Origin of the sequence: Kineococcus rugosus (assembly GCF_050871975.1) — a bacterium.
In the GTDB taxonomy this organism is placed as follows: domain Bacteria; phylum Actinomycetota; class Actinomycetes; order Actinomycetales; family Kineococcaceae; genus Kineococcus.
Window position 1 is genome coordinate 61,041 of record NZ_JBJLSJ010000019.1, and the last position, 21,878, is coordinate 82,918.

20 protein-coding genes are annotated in these 21,878 nt (G+C 74.9%); 10 read left to right on the top strand and 10 right to left on the bottom strand.

From position 1 onward, the window contains the following. Nucleotides 1-21: 21 nt before the first annotated feature. Both ACRYM6_RS12630 and ACRYM6_RS12635 read right to left on the bottom strand, forming a co-directional pair. Nucleotides 22-843 carry an alpha/beta fold hydrolase gene (locus ACRYM6_RS12630; protein WP_432543228.1) on the bottom strand — a complete coding sequence of 274 codons (822 nt, stop codon included), beginning with the start codon at nucleotides 841-843 and terminating at the stop codon, nucleotides 22-24. A 4-nt stretch (nucleotides 844-847) separates the two neighbouring features. Beyond that, on the bottom strand, nucleotides 848-2,290 hold the full coding sequence (locus tag ACRYM6_RS12635) for a GuaB1 family IMP dehydrogenase-related protein (RefSeq protein ID WP_432543229.1): 1,443 nt from the start codon (nucleotides 2,288-2,290) through the stop codon (nucleotides 848-850). A 117-nt stretch (nucleotides 2,291-2,407) separates the two neighbouring features. Here ACRYM6_RS12635 and ACRYM6_RS12640 point away from each other — a divergent pair, with 117 nt between their 5' ends. From ACRYM6_RS12640 to ACRYM6_RS12660, 5 genes are all read left to right on the top strand, one after another. Further along, nucleotides 2,408-3,187: a response regulator transcription factor gene (locus ACRYM6_RS12640; protein WP_432543230.1), complete on the top strand. Its 780-nt coding sequence runs from the start codon at nucleotides 2,408-2,410 to the stop codon at nucleotides 3,185-3,187. Then, nucleotides 3,184-4,356: a sensor histidine kinase gene (locus tag ACRYM6_RS12645; RefSeq protein ID WP_432543231.1), complete on the top strand. Its 1,173-nt coding sequence runs from the start codon at nucleotides 3,184-3,186 to the stop codon at nucleotides 4,354-4,356. The genes ACRYM6_RS12640 and ACRYM6_RS12645 overlap by 4 nt, the downstream gene beginning before the upstream one ends. Nucleotides 4,357-4,493: 137 nt before the next feature. Next, a complete protein-coding gene (locus ACRYM6_RS12650; RefSeq protein ID WP_432543232.1) occupies nucleotides 4,494-8,330 on the top strand; it encodes a multifunctional oxoglutarate decarboxylase/oxoglutarate dehydrogenase thiamine pyrophosphate-binding subunit/dihydrolipoyllysine-residue succinyltransferase subunit in 3,837 nt (1,278 codons plus the stop codon). A 129-nt stretch (nucleotides 8,331-8,459) separates the two neighbouring features. Continuing rightward, nucleotides 8,460-9,062 (top strand): GDSL-type esterase/lipase family protein, encoded by a 603-nt coding sequence (locus ACRYM6_RS12655; RefSeq protein WP_432511662.1) that lies wholly within the window; start codon nucleotides 8,460-8,462, stop codon nucleotides 9,060-9,062. 10 nt (nucleotides 9,063-9,072) lie between these two features. After that, nucleotides 9,073-9,795 carry a uridine kinase family protein gene (locus tag ACRYM6_RS12660; protein WP_432543233.1) on the top strand — a complete coding sequence of 241 codons (723 nt, stop codon included), beginning with the start codon at nucleotides 9,073-9,075 and terminating at the stop codon, nucleotides 9,793-9,795. Here the strand turns inward: ACRYM6_RS12660 and ACRYM6_RS12665 are convergent. Beyond that, on the bottom strand, nucleotides 9,701-10,456 hold the full coding sequence (locus ACRYM6_RS12665) for an AAA family ATPase (RefSeq protein WP_432543234.1): 756 nt from the start codon (nucleotides 10,454-10,456) through the stop codon (nucleotides 9,701-9,703). The genes ACRYM6_RS12660 and ACRYM6_RS12665 overlap by 95 nt on opposite strands. A 190-nt stretch (nucleotides 10,457-10,646) precedes the next feature. Here ACRYM6_RS12665 and ACRYM6_RS12670 point away from each other — a divergent pair, with 190 nt between their 5' ends. Genes ACRYM6_RS12670 through ACRYM6_RS12680 form a run of 3 tightly spaced genes read left to right on the top strand, consistent with a single transcriptional unit; the run spans nucleotide 10,647 to nucleotide 13,311 of the window. Then, nucleotides 10,647-11,573 carry an ABC transporter substrate-binding protein gene (locus tag ACRYM6_RS12670; protein WP_432543235.1) on the top strand — a complete coding sequence of 309 codons (927 nt, stop codon included), beginning with the start codon at nucleotides 10,647-10,649 and terminating at the stop codon, nucleotides 11,571-11,573. Next, complete coding sequence (locus ACRYM6_RS12675; protein ID WP_432543236.1) at nucleotides 11,570-12,541, top strand: amino acid ABC transporter permease; 972 nt, start codon at nucleotides 11,570-11,572, stop codon at nucleotides 12,539-12,541. Before ACRYM6_RS12670 ends, ACRYM6_RS12675 begins: the two co-directional genes overlap by 4 nt. Next, nucleotides 12,538-13,311, top strand: coding sequence for an amino acid ABC transporter ATP-binding protein (locus ACRYM6_RS12680; RefSeq protein ID WP_432543237.1), 774 nt, complete (start codon nucleotides 12,538-12,540; stop codon nucleotides 13,309-13,311). The genes ACRYM6_RS12675 and ACRYM6_RS12680 overlap by 4 nt, the downstream gene beginning before the upstream one ends. 45 nt (nucleotides 13,312-13,356) lie before the next feature. Here ACRYM6_RS12680 and ACRYM6_RS12685 read toward each other — a convergent pair whose 3' ends face one another. From ACRYM6_RS12685 to ACRYM6_RS12705, 5 genes are all read right to left on the bottom strand, one after another. Continuing rightward, nucleotides 13,357-14,361, bottom strand: a complete 1,005-nt coding sequence (locus tag ACRYM6_RS12685) for an iron-containing redox enzyme family protein (RefSeq protein WP_432543238.1) — start codon at nucleotides 14,359-14,361, stop codon at nucleotides 13,357-13,359. Next, nucleotides 14,358-14,600, bottom strand: a complete 243-nt coding sequence (locus ACRYM6_RS12690; protein WP_432543239.1) for a CDGSH iron-sulfur domain-containing protein — start codon at nucleotides 14,598-14,600, stop codon at nucleotides 14,358-14,360. The genes ACRYM6_RS12685 and ACRYM6_RS12690 overlap by 4 nt, the downstream gene beginning before the upstream one ends. After that, nucleotides 14,600-15,331 carry a HemK2/MTQ2 family protein methyltransferase gene (locus tag ACRYM6_RS12695; protein ID WP_432543240.1) on the bottom strand — a complete coding sequence of 244 codons (732 nt, stop codon included), beginning with the start codon at nucleotides 15,329-15,331 and terminating at the stop codon, nucleotides 14,600-14,602. The genes ACRYM6_RS12690 and ACRYM6_RS12695 overlap by 1 nt, the downstream gene beginning before the upstream one ends. 113 nt (nucleotides 15,332-15,444) lie before the next feature. Next, entirely contained in the window at nucleotides 15,445-16,383 is a 939-nt protein-coding gene (locus tag ACRYM6_RS12700) for a PDR/VanB family oxidoreductase (RefSeq protein ID WP_432543241.1), read from the bottom strand. Further along, nucleotides 16,376-17,161 carry an MOSC domain-containing protein gene (locus ACRYM6_RS12705; RefSeq protein WP_432543242.1) on the bottom strand — a complete coding sequence of 262 codons (786 nt, stop codon included), beginning with the start codon at nucleotides 17,159-17,161 and terminating at the stop codon, nucleotides 16,376-16,378. The genes ACRYM6_RS12700 and ACRYM6_RS12705 overlap by 8 nt, the downstream gene beginning before the upstream one ends. A gap of 64 nt (nucleotides 17,162-17,225) precedes the next feature. Here ACRYM6_RS12705 and ACRYM6_RS12710 point away from each other — a divergent pair, with 64 nt between their 5' ends. Both ACRYM6_RS12710 and ACRYM6_RS12715 read left to right on the top strand, forming a co-directional pair. Continuing rightward, complete coding sequence (locus ACRYM6_RS12710; RefSeq protein WP_432543243.1) at nucleotides 17,226-17,744, top strand: DinB family protein; 519 nt, start codon at nucleotides 17,226-17,228, stop codon at nucleotides 17,742-17,744. Between the two features lie 59 nt (nucleotides 17,745-17,803). Further along, on the top strand, nucleotides 17,804-19,936 hold the full coding sequence (locus ACRYM6_RS12715; protein ID WP_432543244.1) for a methyl-accepting chemotaxis protein: 2,133 nt from the start codon (nucleotides 17,804-17,806) through the stop codon (nucleotides 19,934-19,936). Here ACRYM6_RS12715 and ACRYM6_RS12720 read toward each other — a convergent pair. Together ACRYM6_RS12720 and ACRYM6_RS12725 are read right to left on the bottom strand one after the other, a co-directional pair. Continuing rightward, on the bottom strand, nucleotides 19,918-20,775 hold the full coding sequence (locus ACRYM6_RS12720; protein ID WP_432543245.1) for a YhjD/YihY/BrkB family envelope integrity protein: 858 nt from the start codon (nucleotides 20,773-20,775) through the stop codon (nucleotides 19,918-19,920). The two genes, ACRYM6_RS12715 and ACRYM6_RS12720, sit on opposite strands and share 19 nt — an antisense overlap. Continuing rightward, on the bottom strand, nucleotides 20,772-21,773 hold the full coding sequence (locus ACRYM6_RS12725) for a GlxA family transcriptional regulator (RefSeq protein ID WP_432543246.1): 1,002 nt from the start codon (nucleotides 21,771-21,773) through the stop codon (nucleotides 20,772-20,774). The genes ACRYM6_RS12720 and ACRYM6_RS12725 overlap by 4 nt, the downstream gene beginning before the upstream one ends. Between the last annotated feature and the right edge of the window lie 105 nt (nucleotides 21,774-21,878).

The following is a 21,878-nucleotide window of genomic DNA, read 5'->3' on the forward strand; positions in this document are numbered from 1 at the left end:
GCAGCCGGGAGGGACGGGGTGTCAGAACAGCGTGTCCCCGGCGAGGAACGTCTCCAGCGGGGTGACGCAGCGGCGCGCGGCCCGCAGCAGCGAGTCGTGCCCGCAGCCGCCGGCCACCAGCGCCGTCGCGCTCGGCACGGCGGCGGCCATCGCGTGGGCGGCCTCGGCGAAGTACGCGGGCGAGCGCTCCCCGGTGAGCAGCAGCGCGCGGGCGGGCAGGTCGGCGTAGACCTCGGCGGGCCCGTCGAACTGCAGGCCGGCGCGGGTCTCGGCGAGGACCTGCGGCAGCCGGGCGGCGGTGGAGCGGCCCCACTCGGTGCGGGCCAGGACCCCGCCGAGCAGCCGCTGGACCCGCTCGGAGCGCACGGCCTGCAGCGAGGAGGTCCGCAGGTGCCGGTCGAGGTGAGCCAGGGCCAGGTCGGGTGAGCCGGTCGCCAGGGCCCGGGCGGCCTGCTCGATGGCCTCCTCGGGCACCGACCCGTCGATGGGCAGCACGGCGTCGTAGACGGCGACGCGGTCGACGCAGCGCTCCAGCAGCCCAGCGGTGGCCAGCAGCGCGACGAGCCCCCCGAGGCCGTGCCCCAGGACGAGCCGGGCCCCGGTGCGGGTCAGCACCGCGCCCAGCAGGGCGACGTCGTCGGCGACGGCGTAGCGGGCGCCGCCGCGGCCGGTGTGCTCGCGCTCGTAGCGGTGCACGGTGAACCGGGCCGCGAGGCGGTCGGCGAGGCGGGTGTAGTCGGCGGCCGCGCGGGTGCCGTGCACGAGGACGAGGCCGGGACCGGTCCCGGTCGTGGTGACGTCCACGGGCGACCCGTCGGCCCGGCGCACGCCCTCGAGGATCAAGCGGTCACCACCCCGCGGGCAGCGGGCGACCCTCGTCGTAGCCGGCCGGGGACTGCAGGCCGACGACGGCGCGCTCGGCGAACTCGGGCACCGTGCGGGCGCCGACGTACGTGAAGGAGGACCGCACCCCGGAGGTGATCTGGTCGAGCAGGTCCTCCACGCCGGGCCGGTGCGGGTCCAGGTGCATGCGCGAGGAGGAGATGCCCTCCTCGAACAGGCCCTTGCGGGCGCGCTGGAACGGGGAGTCGGCGCGGGTGCGGGCCGCGACGGCGCGCGCGGAGGCCATGCCGAAGCTCTCCTTGTACTCGCGGCCGTCGGCGTCGACGGCGAGGTCGCCGGGGCTCTCGTGGGTGCCGGCGAACCAGGAGCCCACCATCACCTGCGAGGCGCCGGCGGCCAGCGCGAGGGCGACGTCGCGCGGGTGCCGGACCCCGCCGTCGGCCCAGACGTGCCCGCCGAGCTCGCGGGCGGCGGCGGCGCACTCCAGGACGGCGGAGAACTGCGGGCGCCCGACGCCGGTCATCATCCGGGTGGTGCACATGGCGCCGGGGCCGACGCCGACCTTGACGATGTCGGCGCCGGCCTCCAGCAGGTCGCGGACCCCCTGGGCGGTCACGACGTTCCCGGCGACCACCGGGACCTGCGGGTCCAGGGCGCGCACGGCCCGCAGCGCGTCGAGCATCTTCTCCTGGTGCCCGTGCGCGGTGTCGACGACGAGGGTGTCGATCCCGGTGTCCAGCAGCGCCTTCGCGGTGGCGGCGACGTCGCCGTTGATGCCGACGGCCGCGGCCACGCGCAGCTTCCCGCGCCCGTCGAGGGCCGGGGCGTAGACGGTGGAGCGCAGGGCGCCGGTGCGGGTGAGGGCGCCCACGAGGCGGCCCTCGCGCACGACGGGGGCGAACCGGCGGCGGGTGTCGTGCAGGACGCCGAAGGCGGACTCGAGGTCGTCCTCGACGGCGGCGTCGACGGTCACCGGCTCGCGGCTCATCACGGTGCCGACCTGGGTGAAGCGGTCGACGTCGGCGCAGTCGGCGGGGGTGACGACGCCCAGGACGTGGCGCCGGTCGTCCAGGACGACGGCCGCGCCGTGCGACCGCTTGGGGATCAGGGCCAGGGCGTCGGCGACGGTGTCGTGCTCGTGCAGCACGACGGGGGTCTCGAAGACGGGGTGGCGGTCCTTGACCCAGGCCACGACCTCGGCGACGACGTCGAGCGGCAGGTCCTGGGGCAGGACGGCCATCCCGCCGCGGCGGGCGACGGTCTCGGCCATCCGGCGGCCGGAGACGGCCGTCATGTTGGCGACGACGACGGGCACGGTGGTGCCGGTGCCGTCGTGGGTGGACAGGTCCACGTCGAGGCGGGAGGTCACCTGCGAGCGCGACGGCGCGAGGAACACGTCGCTGTAGGTGAGGTCGTGCTCGGGCTGGCGGCCGTCGAGGAAGTGCACGCGCACAGCGTAGGACGGCCCGGCGCGGCGGAGAGGGTGTGCAGGGGTCGTGCACACCGGGGGCGGGGCGGCCGCGGCCGGGCCCGGGGCGGCGGGGGCGGTCCTACGCTGGCGGTCATGAGCATCGGAACCCCCTCGGCCCAGGGCGGGCCCGGCGGCCAGCACGGCCCGGCCGCTCCCGCGCGCACGGCCGTGGTCGTCGAGGACGAACCCACGATCGCCGACGCGGTGGCCCGTCGGCTGCGCGCCGAGGGGTACGCGGTGGAGACCGCCGGCGACGGCCCCGGCGGGGTCGAGCTGTGCGAGCGGGTGAACCCCGACGTGGTGGTGCTGGACGTCATGCTGCCGGGGTTCGACGGCCTGGAGGTGTGCCGCCGGGTGCAGGCCTCGCGGCCGGTGCCGGTCCTGATGCTCACGGCGCGCGACGACGAGACCGACAAGCTCGTGGGGCTGGGCGTCGGCGCGGACGACTACATGACGAAGCCGTTCTCGATGCGCGAGCTGGTGGCCCGGGTGAACGGCCTGGTGCGCCGGGTCGAGCGCGCCCGCGCGCTGGTCGGGGCCCCGGAGCCGACCTCGGAGGCGATGCGCTTCGAGGTCTCCGACGGCGAGCTGGAGATCGACCGCGCGCAGCGGCGGGTCCGGCGGGCCGGCGCGGAGGTCCACCTGACGCCCACGGAGTTCGACCTGCTGGTGTGCCTGGCCGAGTCCCCGCGCACGGTGCTGACCCGGGAGAAGCTGCTGGAGGAGGTCTGGGACTGGGTCGACGCCTCGGGCACCCGGACGGTCGACAGCCACGTGAAGGCGCTGCGCCGCAAGCTGGGCGCGGACCTGGTCCGCACGGTGCACGGCGTCGGGTACGCGTTCGAGCCGACCGGCGGTCAGGAGGCCCCGTGACGGGTCCCCAGCGGCAGCCGCAGGAGCCGGTCGGGACGGGGCTGACGGGCCCCATCCCGATCAGCGGGGCGGCGCACGACGCGCGCGTGCGGGCGGCCAAGGCCGCGGACCGGACGGCCACGCGCCGGCCGTGGCCGGACGTGCGCCCGCTGGACCCGGTGCACTCGATCAAGACGAAGCTGGCGCTGCTGGTGGCGGCGTCGGTGACGATGGCCTCGCTGCTGGTGTGGGCGGGGCTGCGGCTGGCGGAGATCCACATCGGCCCGCGGTACACGCTGCCGGCCTCGATCGTGGTGACGCTGGTGTTCACGCAGCTGCTGGCGCGGGGCATGACGTCGCCGCTGCGGGAGATGACGGCGGCGGCGCGCGCGATGGCGCGGGGGGACTACTCGCGGCGGGTGCGCTCGACGTCGAGCGACGAGGTCGGGGAGCTGGCGGACGCCTTCAACCGGATGGCCGAGGACCTGGAGGCGGTGGACCGGGAGCGCCGGGAGCTGGTGGCGAACGTCAGCCACGAGCTGCGGACGCCGGTCTCGGCGCTGCACGCGGTGATGGAGAACCTCGTCGACGGGGTGACCGAGCCGGACCACGAGACGCTGAACACGGCGCTGGCGCAGACCGAGCGGCTGGGCCGGCTGGTGGAGCAGCTGCTGGACCTGTCCCGCCTGGACGCGGGGGCGGTGGAGCTGGACCGGGAGTACCTGGAGCTGGAGCCCTTCCTGGGGCAGGCGACGCGGGCGATGTCGATGACGGGCCGGGACGTGGAGTTCGTCCTGGACGTGGACCCGCCGGGCCTGCAGGTGCTGGTGGACTCCGCGCGGCTGCACCAGGTGGTGGCGAACCTGCTGGACAACGCCTCGCGGCACTCCCCGCCGGGCGGGAAGGTGTTCGTCTCGGCGCGCGCGGTGGGTCAGGTCGTGCGGATCACGGTGCAGGACCAGGGGCCGGGGATCGCCGACGCCGACCGCGAGCGGGTGTTCGAGCGCTTCCAGCGCGGCAGCTCGCGGACGGACGGCGGGACGGGGCTGGGGCTGGCGATCGCGCGCTGGGCGGTGCAGCTGCACGGCGGGACGATCCGGGTGGCGCCGACGCCGGAGGAGGGCGGGTGCCGGATCGACGTGCACCTGCCGCGAGCCCTGGACGAGACACCCACGGTCACCGGTCGGTGACGTTGGGTGTGACGAGGGTCGCAGGTCCCGTCGTGGCGCGGCCGCAGGGCGGCGGGCGACCGCATACCACACGGGGATAGGGTAGTCGTGCGCCCGCAGTCGGAGAAATCACGAACGAGGAAGAAGGCGACACCGCCGTGCCTCAACAGCCCTCGCACCACGAGGACAAGATCGCAGCGACCTTCGGTCCGAACGAATGGCTCGTCGACGAGCTGTACGAGCAGTACAAGGCCGACAAGAACTCCGTCGACCAGGCGTGGTGGGACTTCTTCGAGGACTACTCCCCCGCCGAGAACCCGGCCGGCACGACCCGGTCGGTGACCCCCGCGGCCAACGGCAACGGCAACGGCCAGGCGCCCGCGCAGCCGCCCGTCGCGCCGGCCAGGACCGAGGCCCCGGTGGCGGCACCGGCCCCGTCCGCCCCCGCCGCCCCGCAGCCGGCGCCGAAGGCCGCCCCGCAGCCGGCGCCGAAGGCCGCCGCGCAGCCGGCGCCGAAGGCCGCTCCCGCGCCGAAGGCCGAGCCGCAGACCGAGCCGGTGCCCGCAGCCAAGACCGAGCCGCAGGCGAAGCCGGCGACCGACCCGCACCCGGCCACCGACGTCGTCTCCCCGCTGCGCGGCCCCGCCGCGCGCGTGGTGACCAACATGGAGGACTCCCTCGAGGTCCCCACGGCGACCAGCGTGCGCGCGGTCCCGGCCAAGCTGCTGGTCGACAACCGCATCGTCATCAACAACCACCTCAAGCGGGCCCGCGGCGGGAAGGTCTCCTTCACCCACCTCATCGGCTTCGCCGTCGTCGAGGCGCTGGCGGCCATGCCGTCGATGAACGCGGCCTACACGACCGACGCCAAGGGCAAGCCCGCCGTCCTGCAGCCGGCGCACGTCAACCTCGGCATCGCGATCGACCTGCCCAAGCCCGACGGCTCGCGCCAGCTCATGGTCCCCGCGGTCAAGGAGTGCGAGACCAAGAACTTCGCGGAGTTCTGGAGCGCCTACGAGGACGTCGTGCGCCGCGCCCGCGGCGGCAAGCTCACCGCCGACGACTTCGCCGGCACCACGATCAGCCTGACCAACCCGGGCACGATCGGCACCGTCCACTCGGTGCCGCGCCTGGTCAAGGGCCAGGGCGCGATCATCGGCGTCGGCGCGATGGAGTACCCGGCCGAGTACCAGGGCGCCAGCGAGGAGACGCTGACCCGCCTGGCCGTCAGCAAGGTCATCACGCTGACGTCGACGTACGACCACCGCATCATCCAGGGCGCCGGCTCGGGCGAGTTCCTGCGGATCGTGCACACCAAGCTGCTGGGCGAGGACGGGTTCTACGACCGCGTCTTCCAGGCCCTGCACATCCCGTACCAGCCCATCCGCTGGACGCCGGACATCTCGATCAGCCACGACGACCAGCTGAACAAGACCGCGCGGCTGGTCGAGCTGATCCACGCCTTCCGGGTGCGCGGGCACCTCATGGCCGACACCGACCCGCTGGAGTACCGGCAGCGGATGCACCCCGACCTCGAGATCGAGACCCACGGCCTGACGCTGTGGGACCTCGACCGGGAGTTCCCCACCGGGGGCTTCGGCGGCAAGGCGCACATGAAGCTGCGCGACATCCTCGGCGTCCTGCGCGACTCGTACTGCCGCACCGTCGGCATCGAGTACATGCACATCCAGGAACCCGAGCAGCGCAAGTGGATCCAGGACCGCGTCGAGCGCCCCTACGCCAAGCCGACCGCGGCCGAGCAGCTGCGCATCCTGCGCCGGCTCAACGCCGCCGAGGCGTTCGAGACGTTCCTGCAGACGAAGTACGTGGGGCAGAAGCGGTTCAGCCTCGAGGGCGGTGAGTCCGTCATCGCGCTGCTGGACGGCCTGCTCTCGCGCGCCGCGTCCGCGGGGATGGACGAGGTCTGCCTGGGCATGGCCCACCGCGGCCGCCTCAACGTGCTCACGAACATCGCCGGCAAGAGCTACTCGCAGGTGTTCCGCGAGTTCGAGGGCATGCAGGACCCCCGCACGGTCCAGGGCTCGGGCGACGTGAAGTACCACCTGGGCACCGAGGGCACGTTCACGGGCGAGGACGGCGAGCAGACGAAGGTCTACGTCGCGGCGAACCCGTCCCACCTCGAGGCGGTCGACCCGGTGCTGGAGGGGGTGGCGCGGGCCAAGCAGGACCGCATCAACCTCGGCGGCGCCTCGTTCCCCGTGCTGCCGGTCCTCATCCACGGCGACGCCGCGTTCGCCGGTCAGGGCGTGGTCGCCGAGACGCTCAACCTGTCGCAGCTGCGCGGGTACCGCACGGGCGGCACGGTGCACGTCGTCATCAACAACCAGGTCGGGTTCACCACCGCCCCGGCGTCGTCGCGCTCGTCGTTCTACTGCACCGACGTCGGCCGGATGATCCAGGCGCCGATCTTCCACGTGAACGGCGACGACCCCGAGGCGTGCGTCCGGGTGGCGCAGCTGGCGTTCGAGTTCCGCCAGGAGTTCGACAAGGACGTCGTCATCGACATGGTCTGCTACCGCCGCCGCGGCCACAACGAGGGCGACGACCCCTCGATGACGCAGCCGCTGATGTACAACCTCATCGAGAAGAAGCGCTCGGTGCGCAAGAGCTACACCGAGGGCCTCATCGGCCGCGGCGACATCTCGGTCGAGGAGGCCGAGGAGGCGCTGCGCGACTACTCGGCGCAGCTCGAGCGGGCGTTCGCCGAGACCAAGGGCACCGTCAACGGCGGCTCCGGGGACGGCGACAGCCGCGGCGGGCTGGAGAAGCCGTCGGCGCAGGAGGCCGACGAGCAGAAGCCGGCCCAGGCGCGCGAGACGGCGGTCGACGCGGCCGTCCTCAAGCACATCGGCCAGGTCCAGGCGAACCCGCCGGCCGGTTTCACCGTCCACCCCAAGCTGCGGCAGCTGCTGGACAAGCGCGAGCAGATGTCCACCGAGGGCGGCATCGACTGGGGCTGGGGCGAGCTGCTGGCCTTCGGCTCGCTGCTCATGGAGGGCACCCCGATCCGGCTGTCCGGGCAGGACTCCCGCCGCGGCACGTTCGTGTCCCGGCACGCGGTGCTGACCGACCGGGTCACCGGCGCGGAGTGGACCCCGCTGCTCTACCTGGGCCGCGAGGGCGCCGAGCAGGCGAAGTTCTGGATCTACGACTCCCTGCTGTCGGAGTACGCGGCGATGGGGTTCGAGTACGGGTACTCCGTGGAGCGCCCCGACGCGCTGGTGCTGTGGGAGGCGCAGTTCGGCGACTTCTTCAACGGCGCGCAGACCGTCATCGACGAGTTCATCGCCGCCGGTGAGCAGAAGTGGGGCCAGCGCTCCTCGGTCGTGCTGCTGCTGCCGCACGGGTACGAGGGCCAGGGCCCGGACCACTCCTCGGGCCGCATCGAGCGGTTCCTGCAGCTGTGCGCCGAGGACAACATGACGGTCGCGGTTCCCTCCACCCCGGCCAGCTACTTCCACCTGCTGCGCCGGCAGGCCTACGCCCGGCCCCGCAAGCCGCTGATCGTCTTCACCCCGAAGTCGATGCTGCGCCTGAAGGCCGCGACGTCCAGCGTGGAGGACTTCACCACCGGGACCTTCCAGGAGGTCGTCGGCGACCAGGGCGGGCTGGACCCGGCGAAGGTCGACCGCGTGCTGCTGTGCTCGGGCAAGGTCTACTGGGACCTCGTGGCCGAGCGCACCGCCCGCGGCGACACCGCCACGGCCATCGTCCGACTCGAGCAGCTCGCCCCGCTGCCGGTGCAGCAGGTGCTGGCGGTCCTGTCCCGGTTCCCGGACGCCGAGCCGGTCTGGGTGCAGGAGGAACCGGCCAACCAGGGCGGCTGGTGGCACGTCGCGATGGGCCTGTTCCCGTCGCTGGCGGCCAAGCTGCGGCTCGTCTCGCGGCCCGCGTCGGCCTCGCCGGCGGCCGGGTCGGCCAAGCGGCACCAGGCCGAGCAGCGGCGGATCGTCGAGGAGGCGTTCGCCCGCTGACCGGCCCCGGCACCAGGACCCCGTCACCCGTCGCGGGTGACGGGGTCCGTGCGTGGGAGCGACTATCCTCGCCCCGACACCCCGCCCCCCACGACCGAGGAGCACCACCCGCGTGAGCGAGGACCTGCAGTGAACGGCCGCTACGACGTGCGGGTGTGCCTGATCGGCGACGAGTTCGTGACCGGGGTCGGGGACCCCCGCGCCCTGGGTTGGGTCGGCCGCGTGTCGGCCCGCACCCCCCGCGAGGACCGCGACGTCACCTTCTTCCCGCTCGGGGTCCCCGGCGAGACGACCACCGAGCTGAACAACCGCTGGCGCGAGGAGACCTCCCGCCGGTTCGTCGGCGGCGACGAGCACCGCCTCGTGGTGGGGCTGGGCCACGCCGACCTGGACGCGGGCACCACCCTGGCCCGCAGCCGCCTCAACCTGGCCAACGTCCTGGACGAGTGCGAGGCGCGGGGCCTGCCGACCCTCGTGGTGGGCCCGACCCCGGTCTCCGACGCCGAGCGCAACGAGCGCATCGGGGACCTGGCCGACGCGTTCGCCGACGTCTGCGCGCGCCGCCGGATCGCCTACGTCGACACGTTCTCCCCGCTGCTGGAGCACGAGGACTGGTACGCCGACCTCGCCGCCTCCGACGGCGTCCACCCCGGGCAGGCCGGGTACGGGCTGCTGGCGTGGCTGGTGCTGCACAGCGGCTGGTACGACTGGCTGGGCGTCCCCCAGCCCTGAGGCGGCGGCGGTGGAGCTGTCCGAGGGGGAACCGCCCGCGGGCCCGTGGCGGCCGGCGTCGCCCGCCGACGTCCTGGACGCGGTGGGCACCGGGGTCGTCGCGGTGGACGGGCGCAGCGCCTCCGGCAAGTCCACCCTGGCCGCTCTCCTGCACGCCGAGGCCCGGCGCCGGGGTCTGACGTCGGTGGTCGTGCACACCGACGACCTCGCCTGGCACCACTCGTTCTTCGACTGGGCCGACCTGCTCGTCGACGGCGTCCTGGCCCCGCTGCGGCGGGGCCAGGACGTGTCCTTCACCCCGCCGGGCTGGGCCCCGCACGGGCGCGCCGGGTCCCTCGACGTGCCCGCCGGGACCGACCTCGTGCTCGTCGAGGGCGTGGGCGCGGGCCGGCGGGAGGCGTCGGCGCTCCTCGACGCGCTCGTGTGGGTGCAGTCCGACCGCGCCCTGGCCCGGGTCCGCGGCCTGGAGCGCGACGTCGCCTCCGGCGTCAACGGCGACCGCGCCGCGGCCGAGGCGTTCTGGGACGAGTGGGAGCGGGCCGAGCGGCCGTTCCTGGCCGGTCAGCGGCCCTGGGAGCGGGCCGGGCTGGTCGTCGCGGGCACCCCGGTGCTCGACCTGCCCCCCGGGCTGCTGGCCGTCAGCCCGGGAGCCGGCGCCAGTAGCGCTCCGGGGCGTCCAGGAAGAAGCGCCAGTCCCGGACCAGCGGCAGGTCCTCCCACTGCGCGCGGGTGATCCCGTCGGGGCCGACCTGCAGGATCCGCGCCCCCGGCAGCGCCGTCAGCAGCGGGGAGTGCGTCGCGCACAGCACCTGACGGCCCTGCGCGGCCATCGCGGCGAAGGACCGGCCCAGGACCAGCTGGTTGGTGAACGACAGCGCCGACTCCGGCTCGTCGAGCAGCAGCAGCCCCACCTGCCGCATCCACGCGGCGTCCAGCACGTCGAGGAACGACTCGCCGTGGCTGCGGCGGTGCAGGTCCGCGTGGGCCGGCGACCCGACGTCGTGCAGCCAGGAGTAGAACCGGTGCGTCGTCTCGGCGCGCAGGAAGAAGACCTCCCGGTGGCGGGAGGTGCCGCGCACCACCTGCAACCGGTCCCCCAGCCCCGACGCGTCGACCGGGGCCTGCTCGCGGCCGGGCGCGTGCCGACGCAGGCCGCCCTCGGCGTGCACCCCCAGGGCCTGCGCGATCCCCTCCACCAGCGTGGACTTGCCCGCCCCGTTCTCCCCGACCAGGAACGTCACCCCGGCCGGGACGTCGAGACCGCTGGTCAGCAGCTGCGCCACGGCCGGGACGGCGTCCGGCCAGCGCCCGGGGTCCGGGCGGGTCCCGGCGGCCGGTCCCACGCGGCGCAGCAGGCGGTCGGGCTGGCGGGAGGGGCGTCCGGGCGCGGTCACGGGCCCAGCCTGCCGGGCCGCTCGGACGGTCCCGCCGGGGCCCGTCGAGAGCCCGTCGGGAGCCCGTCGCGGGGCCCTCGCGTGTGACGACCGGGTGACGAACGGGTTTCGCGCGGTGCGCGGTGCGCGGACGGGCGTTCACCTGGTCCACACTGTGCACGCTCCACACCCGTACCCCGGAGGTCCCCCCGTGTCTGCTCGTCCCACCACCCGCCGCCGGATCGTGGGCGCCCTCGGTGCCCTGACCGTCGCGGGCCTGACCGCCGCCGGCTGCGGCTCCGACACCCTCTCGGGTGGCGCCGGCAGCTCCTCGACCACGACGTCCGCCGCCACCGCCTCGGCCGACCCCGCGCTGAAGGCGATGCTGCCGCAGTCCGTGCAGGACTCCGGCGTCCTGCGCGTCGGCACGAACGCCGAGTACGCCCCCAACGAGTTCCTCGACGGCACCGAGGTCGTCGGGATGGACATCGACGTCATGAACGCCGTCGCCGCCAAGCTCGGCGTGCGCGCCGAGTTCTCCGACGCCAGCTTCGACACCCTGCTCACCGGGGTCGTCAGCAACCGCTACGACGCCGCGATCTCCTCGTTCACCATCAACGCCGAGCGCGTGGCGCAGGTGAACATGGTCCAGTACTTCGAGGCCGGCACCCAGTGGGTCGTCGCCAAGGGCAACCCCGACGGCATCGACCCCGACGCCGCCTGCGGGAAGATCGTCTCGGTGCAGACCGGCACCACCCAGTCCGACGACGACCTGCCGGCCCGGCAGAAGGCCTGCGCCGACGCCGGCCAGCCCGAGATCCAGGTCCTGTCCTTCGACTCCCAGGAGGACGCCACCACGGCCGTCGTCCAGGGCCGCGCCGCCGCGATGCTCGCCGACTCCCCCGTCGCCGCGTACGCCGTGGAGCAGACCGGCGACCAGCTGGAGCTGGCCGGTGACGTCTACGACTCCGCGCCCTACGGCATCGTCGTCCCCAAGGCCGAGACCGGCGCCGCCGAGGCGATCTCCAAGGCTCTCGCCGCGATCGCCGAGGACGGCTCCTACGAGGCCGCGCTGGCGCCGTGGGGCGGTGAGACCGGCGCCGTGACCGAGTTCCCGGTCAACCCCGCCGCGTCGTGACGACCCCCGGTCACCAGGACGAGGAGGAGCGCCCCGGCCGCATCGACGCGGTCGAGGTGCGCCACCCGTGGCGCTGGGTGGCGCTCGCGGTCATCGCGGTGCTCGCGCTCATGCTGCTGCACCTGCTGCTCACCAACGACAACTTCGACTGGCCGTTCACCCTGGAGGTGATGAACCAGACGATCGTCATCCGCGGCTTCCTGATCGGGACGCTGTTCACCACGGTGTGCGCCATGGTCATCGGGATCGTCGGCGGGGTGCTGCTGGCGATCCTGCGGCTGTCCGACAACCGGGTCCTGTCGTCGGTGTCGTGGGTGTTCACCTGGTTCTTCCGGGCGGTGCCCCGGTACGTGCTGCTGTCCATCACCGGCGGGCTCGGGGCGCTGTTCGCGACGGGGCTGTCGATCGGCGTCCCGTTCGACTTCCTGCTCACGCAGTGGTTCGGCACGCCGGACCTGCGGCTGCTGACGGTGTCGCAGACGACGCTGTACGCCCTGTTCGGCGGGGTGTTCGGCGGCATCCTCGGCCTCGGCTTCTCCGAGGCGGCGTACATGGCCGAGATCGCCCGCGCCGGGATGCTCAGCGTCGATCGCGGCCAGCACGAGGCGGCCGAGGCCCTGGGCATGTCGAAGGGGCTCGCGATGCGCCGGGTGATCCTGCCGCAGGCGATGCGCGTCATCGTGCCGCCCACCGGCAACGAGGTCATCGCCATGCTCAAGGACACCTCGCTGCTGGCGGCGATCCCGGTGTCCACCGAGCTGTTCTTCCGGGTCAGCCAGATCAAGAACCGCACGTTCGAGGTCATGGCCGGGAACATGGCGGCCGTCGCGTACTACCTCATCGCGACGTCGATCCTCATGGTCGGCCAGTACTTCCTGGAGAAGCGGTTCAGCCGCGGCTACGGCACCGGGCCCGCGCGGCGCACCACCGCCGCCGGGGTCGCCATGGGCCCGGGGGGTGCGAAGTGAGCGAACCCCTCGTCAAGGCGCGCAACGTCCAGAAGAGCTTCGGGCACGTCGAGGTCCTCAAGGGCGTCGACCTCGACGTCCACGCGGGGCAGGTCGTGTGCCTGCTCGGGCCGTCGGGGTCGGGCAAGACGACGTTCCTGCGCTGCATCAACTCCCTGGAGCGCATCGAGGCCGGCCGCATCTGGGTCGACGGGGAGCTGGTGGGGCTGGCCGAGCGCGGCGGGCGGCTGCACCGGCTGACCGACAAGGAGATCGCCCAGCAGCGCCGGGACATCGGCATGGTGTTCCAGCGGTTCAACCTGTTCCCGCACATGAGCGCGCTGGAGAACGTCGTCGAGGCGCCCGTCCGGGTCCGCGGGGTGCCCCGGGCGCAGGCGCGGCAGCGGGCGCTGGAGCTGCTCGACCGGGTGGGCCTGGCCGACCGGGCCGGCAACTACCCGGCCCAGCTGTCCGGCGGGCAGCAGCAGCGCGTCGCGATCGCGCGGGCGCTGGCGATGCAGCCCAAGCTCATGCTGTTCGACGAGCCGACGTCGGCGCTGGACCCCGAGCTCGTCGGGGAGGTCCTCACCGTCATGCGGGAACTGGCCGCGGACGGCACGACGATGCTCGTCGTGACCCACGAGGTCGCCTTCGCCCGCGACGTCGCCGACCAGGTGGTGTTCATGGACGGCGGGGTCGTCGTCGAGCGCGGCGCACCGGCCGACGTCATCGTGAACCCGCGCGAGGACCGCACCCGGTCGTTCCTCGCGCGGATGCTCAAGGACGCGTAGGGCGGTCCTCCCGCACGCCCGGCCGGCGTGCGGGAGGGGACCCTCCTAGGCGTCCAGGGGCCGGGTCAGCGCCGACTCCCCCGCCGCCCAGCGGGCCATCACGTGCTCGCCGAGGAGGTCGTCGATGAAGGTCGCCGCCTGCATGCCGAACACCACGTCCGCGGCCATCGCCGGGTCGTCGGCGACCAGCGGCGCGATGATCTGGTGGCGCACCACCTGCTCGTGGACGGCGTCCGCCTCCACGTGCTCGGCGTAGAACTCCACGGTCGCCGGGCCGCAGCCCAGGCGCTGCGCGGCCGCCACCAGGCGGGCCGACCCCGGCGAGGACGTCAGCTCCACCACCGCGAACTGCCCCACGAGCGCGCCGCGCAGGTCGCGGTGCAGACCGGCCAGCGACATGAAGTTCACCTCGGCCAGCACGGGGGCCGGCGCGTGGTCCAGGTAGGAGCCGTACTCGTCGCTCAGCCCCAGCTCGAGCATCATGTCGCCCCACAACCGGGCGTGCATGCGCTCGGGGCGGCCCGCGCCGTACTCGTCGTGCTCGACGGTGACCAGCGCGGCCTTCGCCGCGCCCTCCAGGCGGGGGATCACCCAGGCCTGCGGGTCGGCCTCCTTCAGGTGGTACGTCGAGCGCAGCGCCACGTACTCCCGCAGCTGCCACAGCTCCCCCCGCCGGCGCAGGTGGTGCGAGACCCCGCGCGCGGCGGGGTCCTCGGTGACCAGCGCGGCGATCGCCCCCGCGACGTCGTCCCCGCCCGGGACGGCGGCCCGCAGCGCCTGCAGGAACCGCAGCTCCAGCACCCGCCGCAGCGCCAGCAGGTCCGGGTCCCACTCCAGGTCGGCCGCGACCCCGGCGAACCCGCGGTAGTGCAGCTCGTAGCAGGAGTACAGGGCCAGCTGCAGGTCGTCGCCGAACGGGTCGGCGGTGGTCAGCTCGTCCTCGGCGACCACCAGGGGGTGCCCCCGCAGGTACGCCAGGACGGCCGCGCTCAGCGGCCCCCGGTCGGCGGGCAGCGACGGGCCGCGGGTCAGGACGGTGGCGGTGCTCACGGCTTCTCCTCCGGTTCGGGCGTGGCGTCCGCGGGCCCGGCGGTGCGGGCAGCCGGGCGGCCGCGGTGGCTGGTGTCGCACAGGGGGTAGCGGGCGCTGCGGCGGCACACGCACAGCGCGGTGACGGGCCGGTCCGAGCGGACCCGCCGGCCGTCCGGCAGGTCGATGTCGACCGGCCCCTCGAGCAGGACGGGGCCGTCGTCGCTGACCAGGACGCGGGCGACCCGTTCGGCACCCATCAGGCGGCCTCGCCCGCCGGCGGCCGGACCGCCTCGACCACCACGAGCTCCTCGTGGGTCTGCCCGGGAGCCAGCAGGCCCCGGGCGCGCAGGGCGTCGGCGCGCGCGGTCATCACCGGGCCGAAGGGCTCGTCCGCCCGGGCCACCACGTCGGCGCGCAGCCCCCGCGCCCGCAGCCGCTCCAGGGTCGCGGCCTCCCCCGCCAGGACCGAGTGGACCATCAGCAGCCGGCCGCCGGGGACGAGCACGTCGCCGACCCGGTCGCAGATCCGGTCGATCACGGCCCGGCCGTCGCGGCCGGCGTCCCAGGACCGCCCCGGGCGGTGCCGGGGCAGGGCGTCGGTCGCGGCCGGGACGTAGGGCGGGTTGGCCAGGACGACGTCGAAGGTGCGCCCGGCCACCGGCGCGAACAGGTCGCCGCGCAGGACCGTCAGCGGCGCCCGGTGCAGCCGGCCGTTGAGCCGGGCGGTCAGGACCGACCGCCACGAGATGTCGACGGCCGTCACCGTCCGCGCCCCGGCGCGCGCCGCGGCCACCGCGAGGGACCCGCCGCCGGTGCCGACGTCGAGGACGTCGCGGCCCACGACGCTGCCGCGCTCGCGGACCGTGCGGGCCAGCAGGAAGGTGTCGCCCTGCGCGGGGTAGGTGCCGGGCAACCGCAGCACCGGCCGGTGCAGCTGCAGGGACAGGGCCGGGGTCCGGTGGGACGCCGGGGGCAGGGAGGTCGTCATGGAGGGCTCTCCGTCAGGGGTGGCGCACGCTGCTGCGTCTCCCCGCCAGCCTGCCACCAGGACCGGCTCCCGCACCCCGGAGCCCTCCCCGGAGCACCCGCGGGCGCCCCGCCTCAGGCCGGGGCGACCGCGATCTCCTCCGACACCGCCCGGGACACGCACGGCATGAGGTGCCCGGCCCGCTCGTCGGCGCTCAGGACGAGGTCGCGGTGGTCCACGTCGCCGCGCACCAGGCGCAGCCGGCAGGTGCCGCAGGTGCCGGACTCGCAGGAGGCCTCGAGCTCGATCCCGGCGTCCCGCAGGGCGCCCAGCAGGGTCCGCTCGGCCGGGACCGGCACCCGCGCCCCCGTCGGCTCCCAGACCGCCGTGAACGGCGTGCGCCGGCCGCCGAGGGCGTCGACGCCGGCGAAGTCCTCGACGTGGACGCGGCTGGGGCGCCAGTGCGCCGTGAGGGCCCGGACCTCCTCGACGAGCGCGGTGGGGCCGCAGCAGTAGACGCGGGCGTCGTCGTCAGGGTGCTCCAGGTACGGCCACAGGTCGAGGCGGCCGTGCGTCGCGCTGTGGTGCAGCAGCGTCCCGTCGGCGCCGAACTCGTCGAGGAAGGCCGTCTCCCCCGGCTCCCGGGTCAGGTAGAGCAGCTCGACCTGCGCCCTGCCGCGGGCGCGCAGCTCGGCGACCATCGCCCGGACCGGGGTGATGCCGATGCCGCCGGCGATGAACAGGTACCGCTTCGCGGGCCGCAGCGCGAAGCCGTTGGCCGGCCAGGTGACCTCCAGGACGTCGCCCACGCGGACGTCGTCGTGCATGCTGACCGACCCCCCGCGCCCGCCGGGGTCGCGGCGCACGCAGACGACGTACTCGCGCGGGGCGCGGCCGCCGGCCTCGACGAGGCTGTAGCTGCGGCGCTGCCCGCCGGGGGTGGTGATCGTGACGTGGGCCCCGCCGCGGTAGCCGGGCAGCGCCGCGCCCGCCGGGTCGCGCAGCACGAAGCGGGCGACGGTGGGCGTGAGGTCGGTCCGGTCGGCGACCTGCAGGTGCAGCCGGTCAGGCACCGGGCACCCCCGTCACGCCGTCGCCCACGGCGAGCTCGCCGTCGGACAGGACCTGGACGTAGAACCCCACGACCTCGTGCCCGTAGGTACGCGAGAGCAGCTGGGGGACGGGCAGGTCCCGCCGCCCCGTGCCGGGCTCGACCTCCGTGGCGGCGCAGCGCACGGTCGTCGTGGCCCCCCGCACTCGGACGCCGCCGAGGGTGAACTCGCGGCCGACGAGGTCGAACTCGGCCCACGGCTCCAGGCCCTCGACGTGGACGTTGCCGCGGAAGCGCAGCGGGTCGACGGGGGCGCCGACGCGCTCGGCGAGGTCGCGCACCGAGGCGAGGTTGACCACGGAGACGTACTCCATCTCCTCGTCGCCGGCGTGCGCGGTGTCGGTGAACCGGCGGCCCTCGTCGCGGGCGACGACGGGTTCGGTGCCCGGCGGCAGGTCCAGGACGCGGGCGTAGAAGGCGCGCACCGCGGCCAGCCCCTCCTCGGTGCCCAGGTCGGCGGTCAGGACCCGGTGGCCCCGGACGTCGACGGTGAACACCCCGGTCGCGGTGTCGAGGTGGGTGCTCAGCGCGGCGAGGCGCTCCTCGGCGACCAGGACGAAGTACTCGCGCTTGGACACGCCGTGCCGCATCCCCGGGACGTACGCGCCGCCGGGGCGGGCCAGGGCGAGGGTCCGGTCGTGCGGGACGCCGCGACCGGCGGTGAGGCCCACGCGGTCCAGGGGCTGAGCGCTCATGCCCTTGACCGGGTAGACGAACAGGCCGTCGACGTGCGCGCTCACGCGGTGATCGTACGGGCCGCTCCCGGGGTGGTCAGCGTCCCCGGGACCCCGTAGGTTCCGTCGCATGACGCTCGTTCCGTACACCGCCGGGGAGAAGCCGAGCCTGGTGGCCAGCCTGCAGCGTCACCGCGAGGCCGTCCTGTGGAAGCTGGAGGGCCTCGACGACGAGCAGCTGCGCCGCCAGGTCGTCGGCTCGGGGGCCACCCTCCTCGGCACCGTGAAGCACCTGGCCCACCTCGAGTACGGCTGGTTCTGCTCCACGTTCGGCCGCCCCGGCGACGAGATCCCCGCCGCCGTCCTGGACGAGGACCCGCGGGCCGACTGGCGCATCCACCCGTGGGAGACCACCGAGGGCGTCCTGGCCTACTACGAGCGGGCCCGCGCCGCGGCCGACGAGGCGATCCGGGAGCTGAAGACCACCGAGCGGGGCACCGCCGGGAACGGCGCGACGGTCACGCTGCGCTGGGTGCTGATCCGCGCGATCGAGGAGACGGCCCGGCACGCCGGGCACGTCGACGTCCTGCGCGAGCTCGTCGACGGCCGCACCGGCGACCACCGCGAGGACCCCGCTCCCACCCGGTGATCCGGGACCGGGGCCCGCGGGGGGCTTGAGTTCCGGGACCGGGACGCCGATGGCTGGGTGTGGCCATCTCGTTGCGTCCCCGCTCGCTGCGCTCCCAGCTCCTGCTGCCGGGCGTCGGTGCCGTCGTCGTCACCGCCGGGCTCATGAGCGCCCTGTCGGCGCTGCAGGTCGGCGACCTCTCCCGGGACACCGCCGCCGACGTGCGGGCGATGTCCGAGCAGTCCCTGCACGACGCCGGCACCCAGGTCCAGACCACCGTGTCGACCCAGGCCGCCGCGGTGCAGGCGATGCTGGACTCCAACCTGCGGGTGACCACCGACCGCCTCACCCAGCTCGGCGCGGCCGCGGTCGACCCCGCCGAGACCGCGACCTGGACGGCCACCAACCAGGTCACCAAGGACAAGACGACGGTCACCCTGCCGCGGCTGGAGTTCGGCGGCACCTGGCTGGGCCAGCAGGGCGACCCCGCCGCGACCGTGCCCGGCATGGACGACGCCGCGCGCCTGACCGGCGCCGCCACCACCGTCTTCCAGAAGATGGACGACACCGGGGCCATGCTGCGGGTCGCCACGAACGTCGTCGGGGCCAGCGGTTCCCGCAACATCGGCACCTACATCCCCGCCGTCAACGCCGACGGCAGCGCCAACGCCGTCGTGAAGGCCCTCGCGGCCGGGGAGACGTACCACGGCACCGCGGTCGTCGCCGACCGGCCCTACGTCACCGTCTACGAGCCGCTGAAGTCCGGCGACGAGGTCATCGGCGCCGTGTTCGTGGGGCTGCCGCAGGCCGACGTCACCGCGGAGCTGCGCGAGGCCCTCGCCGCCGCCACCGTCGGCACCTCCGGCTACTTCGCCGTGTTCTCCGACGCGGCCGCCTCCGCCGGGACCGCCGTCGTCGCCCCCGAGGGCGCCGCCGACGGCGACGCCATGATCGAGGCCACCGACGCCGACGGGAAGCCCTACGTCGCCGACCTCATCGCCGCCGCGAAGGAGCTGCCCGCCGGGGAGTTCACCACCCGCGACGTCACGCTCGCCGACGGCGCCTACACCGTCGGCGTCACCCGCTACCCCGCCTACAACTGGGTCGTCACCAGCTGGCTGCCCGACGCCGACACCGCCGTGGTCACCGACCGCGTCTCGGCCGGCGGCGCGAGCCTGGTCCGCAACACCGTCCTGGTGGGGGCGGGCGTGGCGCTGGTGATGGCCGGGGTCATCGCCGTGCTGGCCCGCACCCTGGTGCGGCGCATCGGGCGGCTCACCGACGTGCTGCGCCGCGTCGCGGCCCGCGACCTGTCGGCCCGCGCGCTGGGCGAGGGCGAGCGGCACGGCGACGACGAGATCGGGACGATGGGCGTCGCCCTGGACGAGGCCACCGGCGCGGTCCGCGACGCGCTGGTCGCGATGAGCGAGGGCGCGGCCCGGGTCACCGCGGCCGCCGGGTCCCTGGACGGGGCCAGCGACCGCCTGGCGGGGGCGGCGGAGTCCACCGCCGCCGAGATCGGGCAGGTCACCGGCGACGCCACGACGGTCTCGGCCGGGGTGCACGAGGTGTCCGACGCGGTGGAGCAGCTGCGCGCCGCGGCCGACGAGGTGTCCGCCACGACGAGCAACGTCACCGTCGTCGCCGGCGAGGCGGTCCAGCTCGCGCAGGCCGCGACCGGCACCGTCGAGCGGCTGGGCGCCAGCTCCCAGCAGATCGCCGACGTGCTGCGCACCATCACCGCCATCGCCGCGCAGACGAACCTGCTGGCGCTCAACGCGACCATCGAGGCCGCGCGCGCCGGGGAGGCCGGTGCGGGGTTCGCGGTCGTCGCCGAGGAGGTCAAGGAGCTGGCGCGGCAGACGGCGCAGGCCACCGAGGAGATCGCCCCGACGCTGACCGCCGTGCAGTCCGAGGCGGCGGCGGTGCGCGCCGACATCGCCCGCATCACCGAGACGATCGCCCACATCGACGAGCTGCAGGCCACCATCGCGGCCGCCGTCGCCGAGCAGCTGGCGACCACGACGTCGGTCAGCGGCACCCTGCACACGGCCGCGGGCCGCTCCACCGGGATCGCGGCGGCCCTGGAGGGCACCGCCGGTGCCGTGCAGGGCACGACCCACGAGGTCCGGGCCGTGCGTGGTTCGGTGGGTGAGCTCTCGGAGGTGGCGAAGGACCTGGACGCCCAGGTGCGTCAGTTCACGGTGCGCTGAGGCTGCGGGCGCCGGTCCCGCCGGCGCTGCAGCTCCAGGGTCACCGCGTACCCGTAGACGGTCAGCGCGGTGAACACCCACAGCCACAGGCACACCGCGACCGCTCCCCCGACCTGGGTGTACCCGCCGAAGGGTGCGCCCAGGTCGACGGGGATGGCCAGGAACAGCACGAAGCCCTGCAGGAAGCCGGACACGAACGCGCCGGTGGCGTACCCGCCCCACAGGCAGGCCCACCACCCGGGCCGGACCGGGCCGAGCACGCGGTAGACGTAGACCAGCACGGGTGAGACGACCAGCCAGTCGACGTTCAGCGCGACGTAGACCCCCAGCGCGGAGCCGGGCAGGCCGCTGCCGAAGAGCCGCACCAGGAACGGGGCGACCTCCAGGACCGCGAGGAAGCCGGCGGGGGCCAGCAGCAGCAGCGGCAGCGCCTTCAGCCGCACCCCCCACGCCCCCGTCCGGCCCCGCACCGCCGGCGGGGCCGGTTCGGGGTGGCGCACGCTGACGCGGGCGAAGCCCCGGCGCAGCCCCTCGCCGTAGACCGTGGCCGGGACGAGCGCGACCAGCGCGGGCACCCAGCCCACGTCGACGGCCGTCGCGGCGAGGTCGCGCACGACGGTCCCCGCGCTCTGGGCGGCCGGCAGCGCCCGGCCCACCGCGTCGGCGAGCTCGAGGACCTCGGCCGGGCCGACGACGGCGGCGAGCAGCCGGACGACGACGACGAGCGAGGGCACCAGGGCGATCGCGGCGTAGAACGTGACCCCGGCCGAGACGAGGAACAGGTCGTGGCCGTACAGCCGCGAGCGGACGTCGGCGAACAGCTCGCGCAGGAACGTCATGCGGTCGGCAGCAACCTCGTGGCGACCGGCGAGCGCGCCCCGCGGAAGGTGCGCCGGTAGGCGGTGGGGGTGGTGCCCACGAGCCGCAGGAAGTGCTGGCGGAGCATGGCGGCGGAGCCGAAGCCGCACCGGGCGGCCACCACGTCGATGCCCTGGTCGCCCTCCTCCAGCAGCAGCCGGGCCGCCGCGACGCGCCGTTCCAGCAGCCAGCGGTGCGGGGTGACGCCGGTCTCGGCGCGGAACCGGCGGGCGAACGTGCGCGGTGACATCGCCGCCGCCCGCGCCCAGGCGGCCACGTCGATCTCGGTGTGCAGGTTCCCCACGGCCCAGTCCAGGGCCGCGGCCAGCGACTCGTCGGCGCACGGGCGCACGGGCGCGTCGACGTACTGGGCCTGGCCGCCGTCGCGGTGCGGGGGCACGACCATCCGCCGGGCGATGGCCGTGGCCACCGCGGTGCCGTGGTGCTCGCGGACCAGGTGCAGCGACAGGTCGATGCCCGCGGAGGTGCCGGCGCTGGAGGCCAGCGGCCCGTCCTCGACGTACAGGACGTCGGGGACGACCTCGACGAGCGGGAAGCGGCGGGCCAGCTCGGCGGCGTACCGGTAGTGGGTGGTGGCGCGCCGGCCGTCGAGCAGGCCGGTGTGGGCGAGGGTGAAGGCGCCGCTGCAGAAGCTCGCGACGGTCGCCCCGCGGCCGGCGGCGGCGCGCAGCCGGTCGGTGAGCTGCTCGCCGGGTGCGCTGAAGTCGAGCCCGGGCGGGGTGACGATGACGAGGTCGGCCTCGTCGAGCCGGTCCAGGCGGTGCTCGGTGGTGAGGCTGAACCCGTGCCGGGAGGCGACGGGCCCGGCGTGCTCGGTGCAGACGGCGAAGCGGAACGGCGGCACGCCGTCGTCGGTGCGGTCGATGCCGAACACCTCGCAGGCCACCGAGAACTCGAACGCCGAGAACCCCGGGCCGACGACCACCGCCACGTCGTGCAGGTCCCCGCTCCTCCCCATGCGGGGCAGTCTGCCAGCCCCCGGGCGAGTTGGCAGGATCTGCGCGGACCTCGGCAGAGCTGCCACTCGTCGGGGGGTGGGCGCCCCGACGACGCTGGAGCCGTG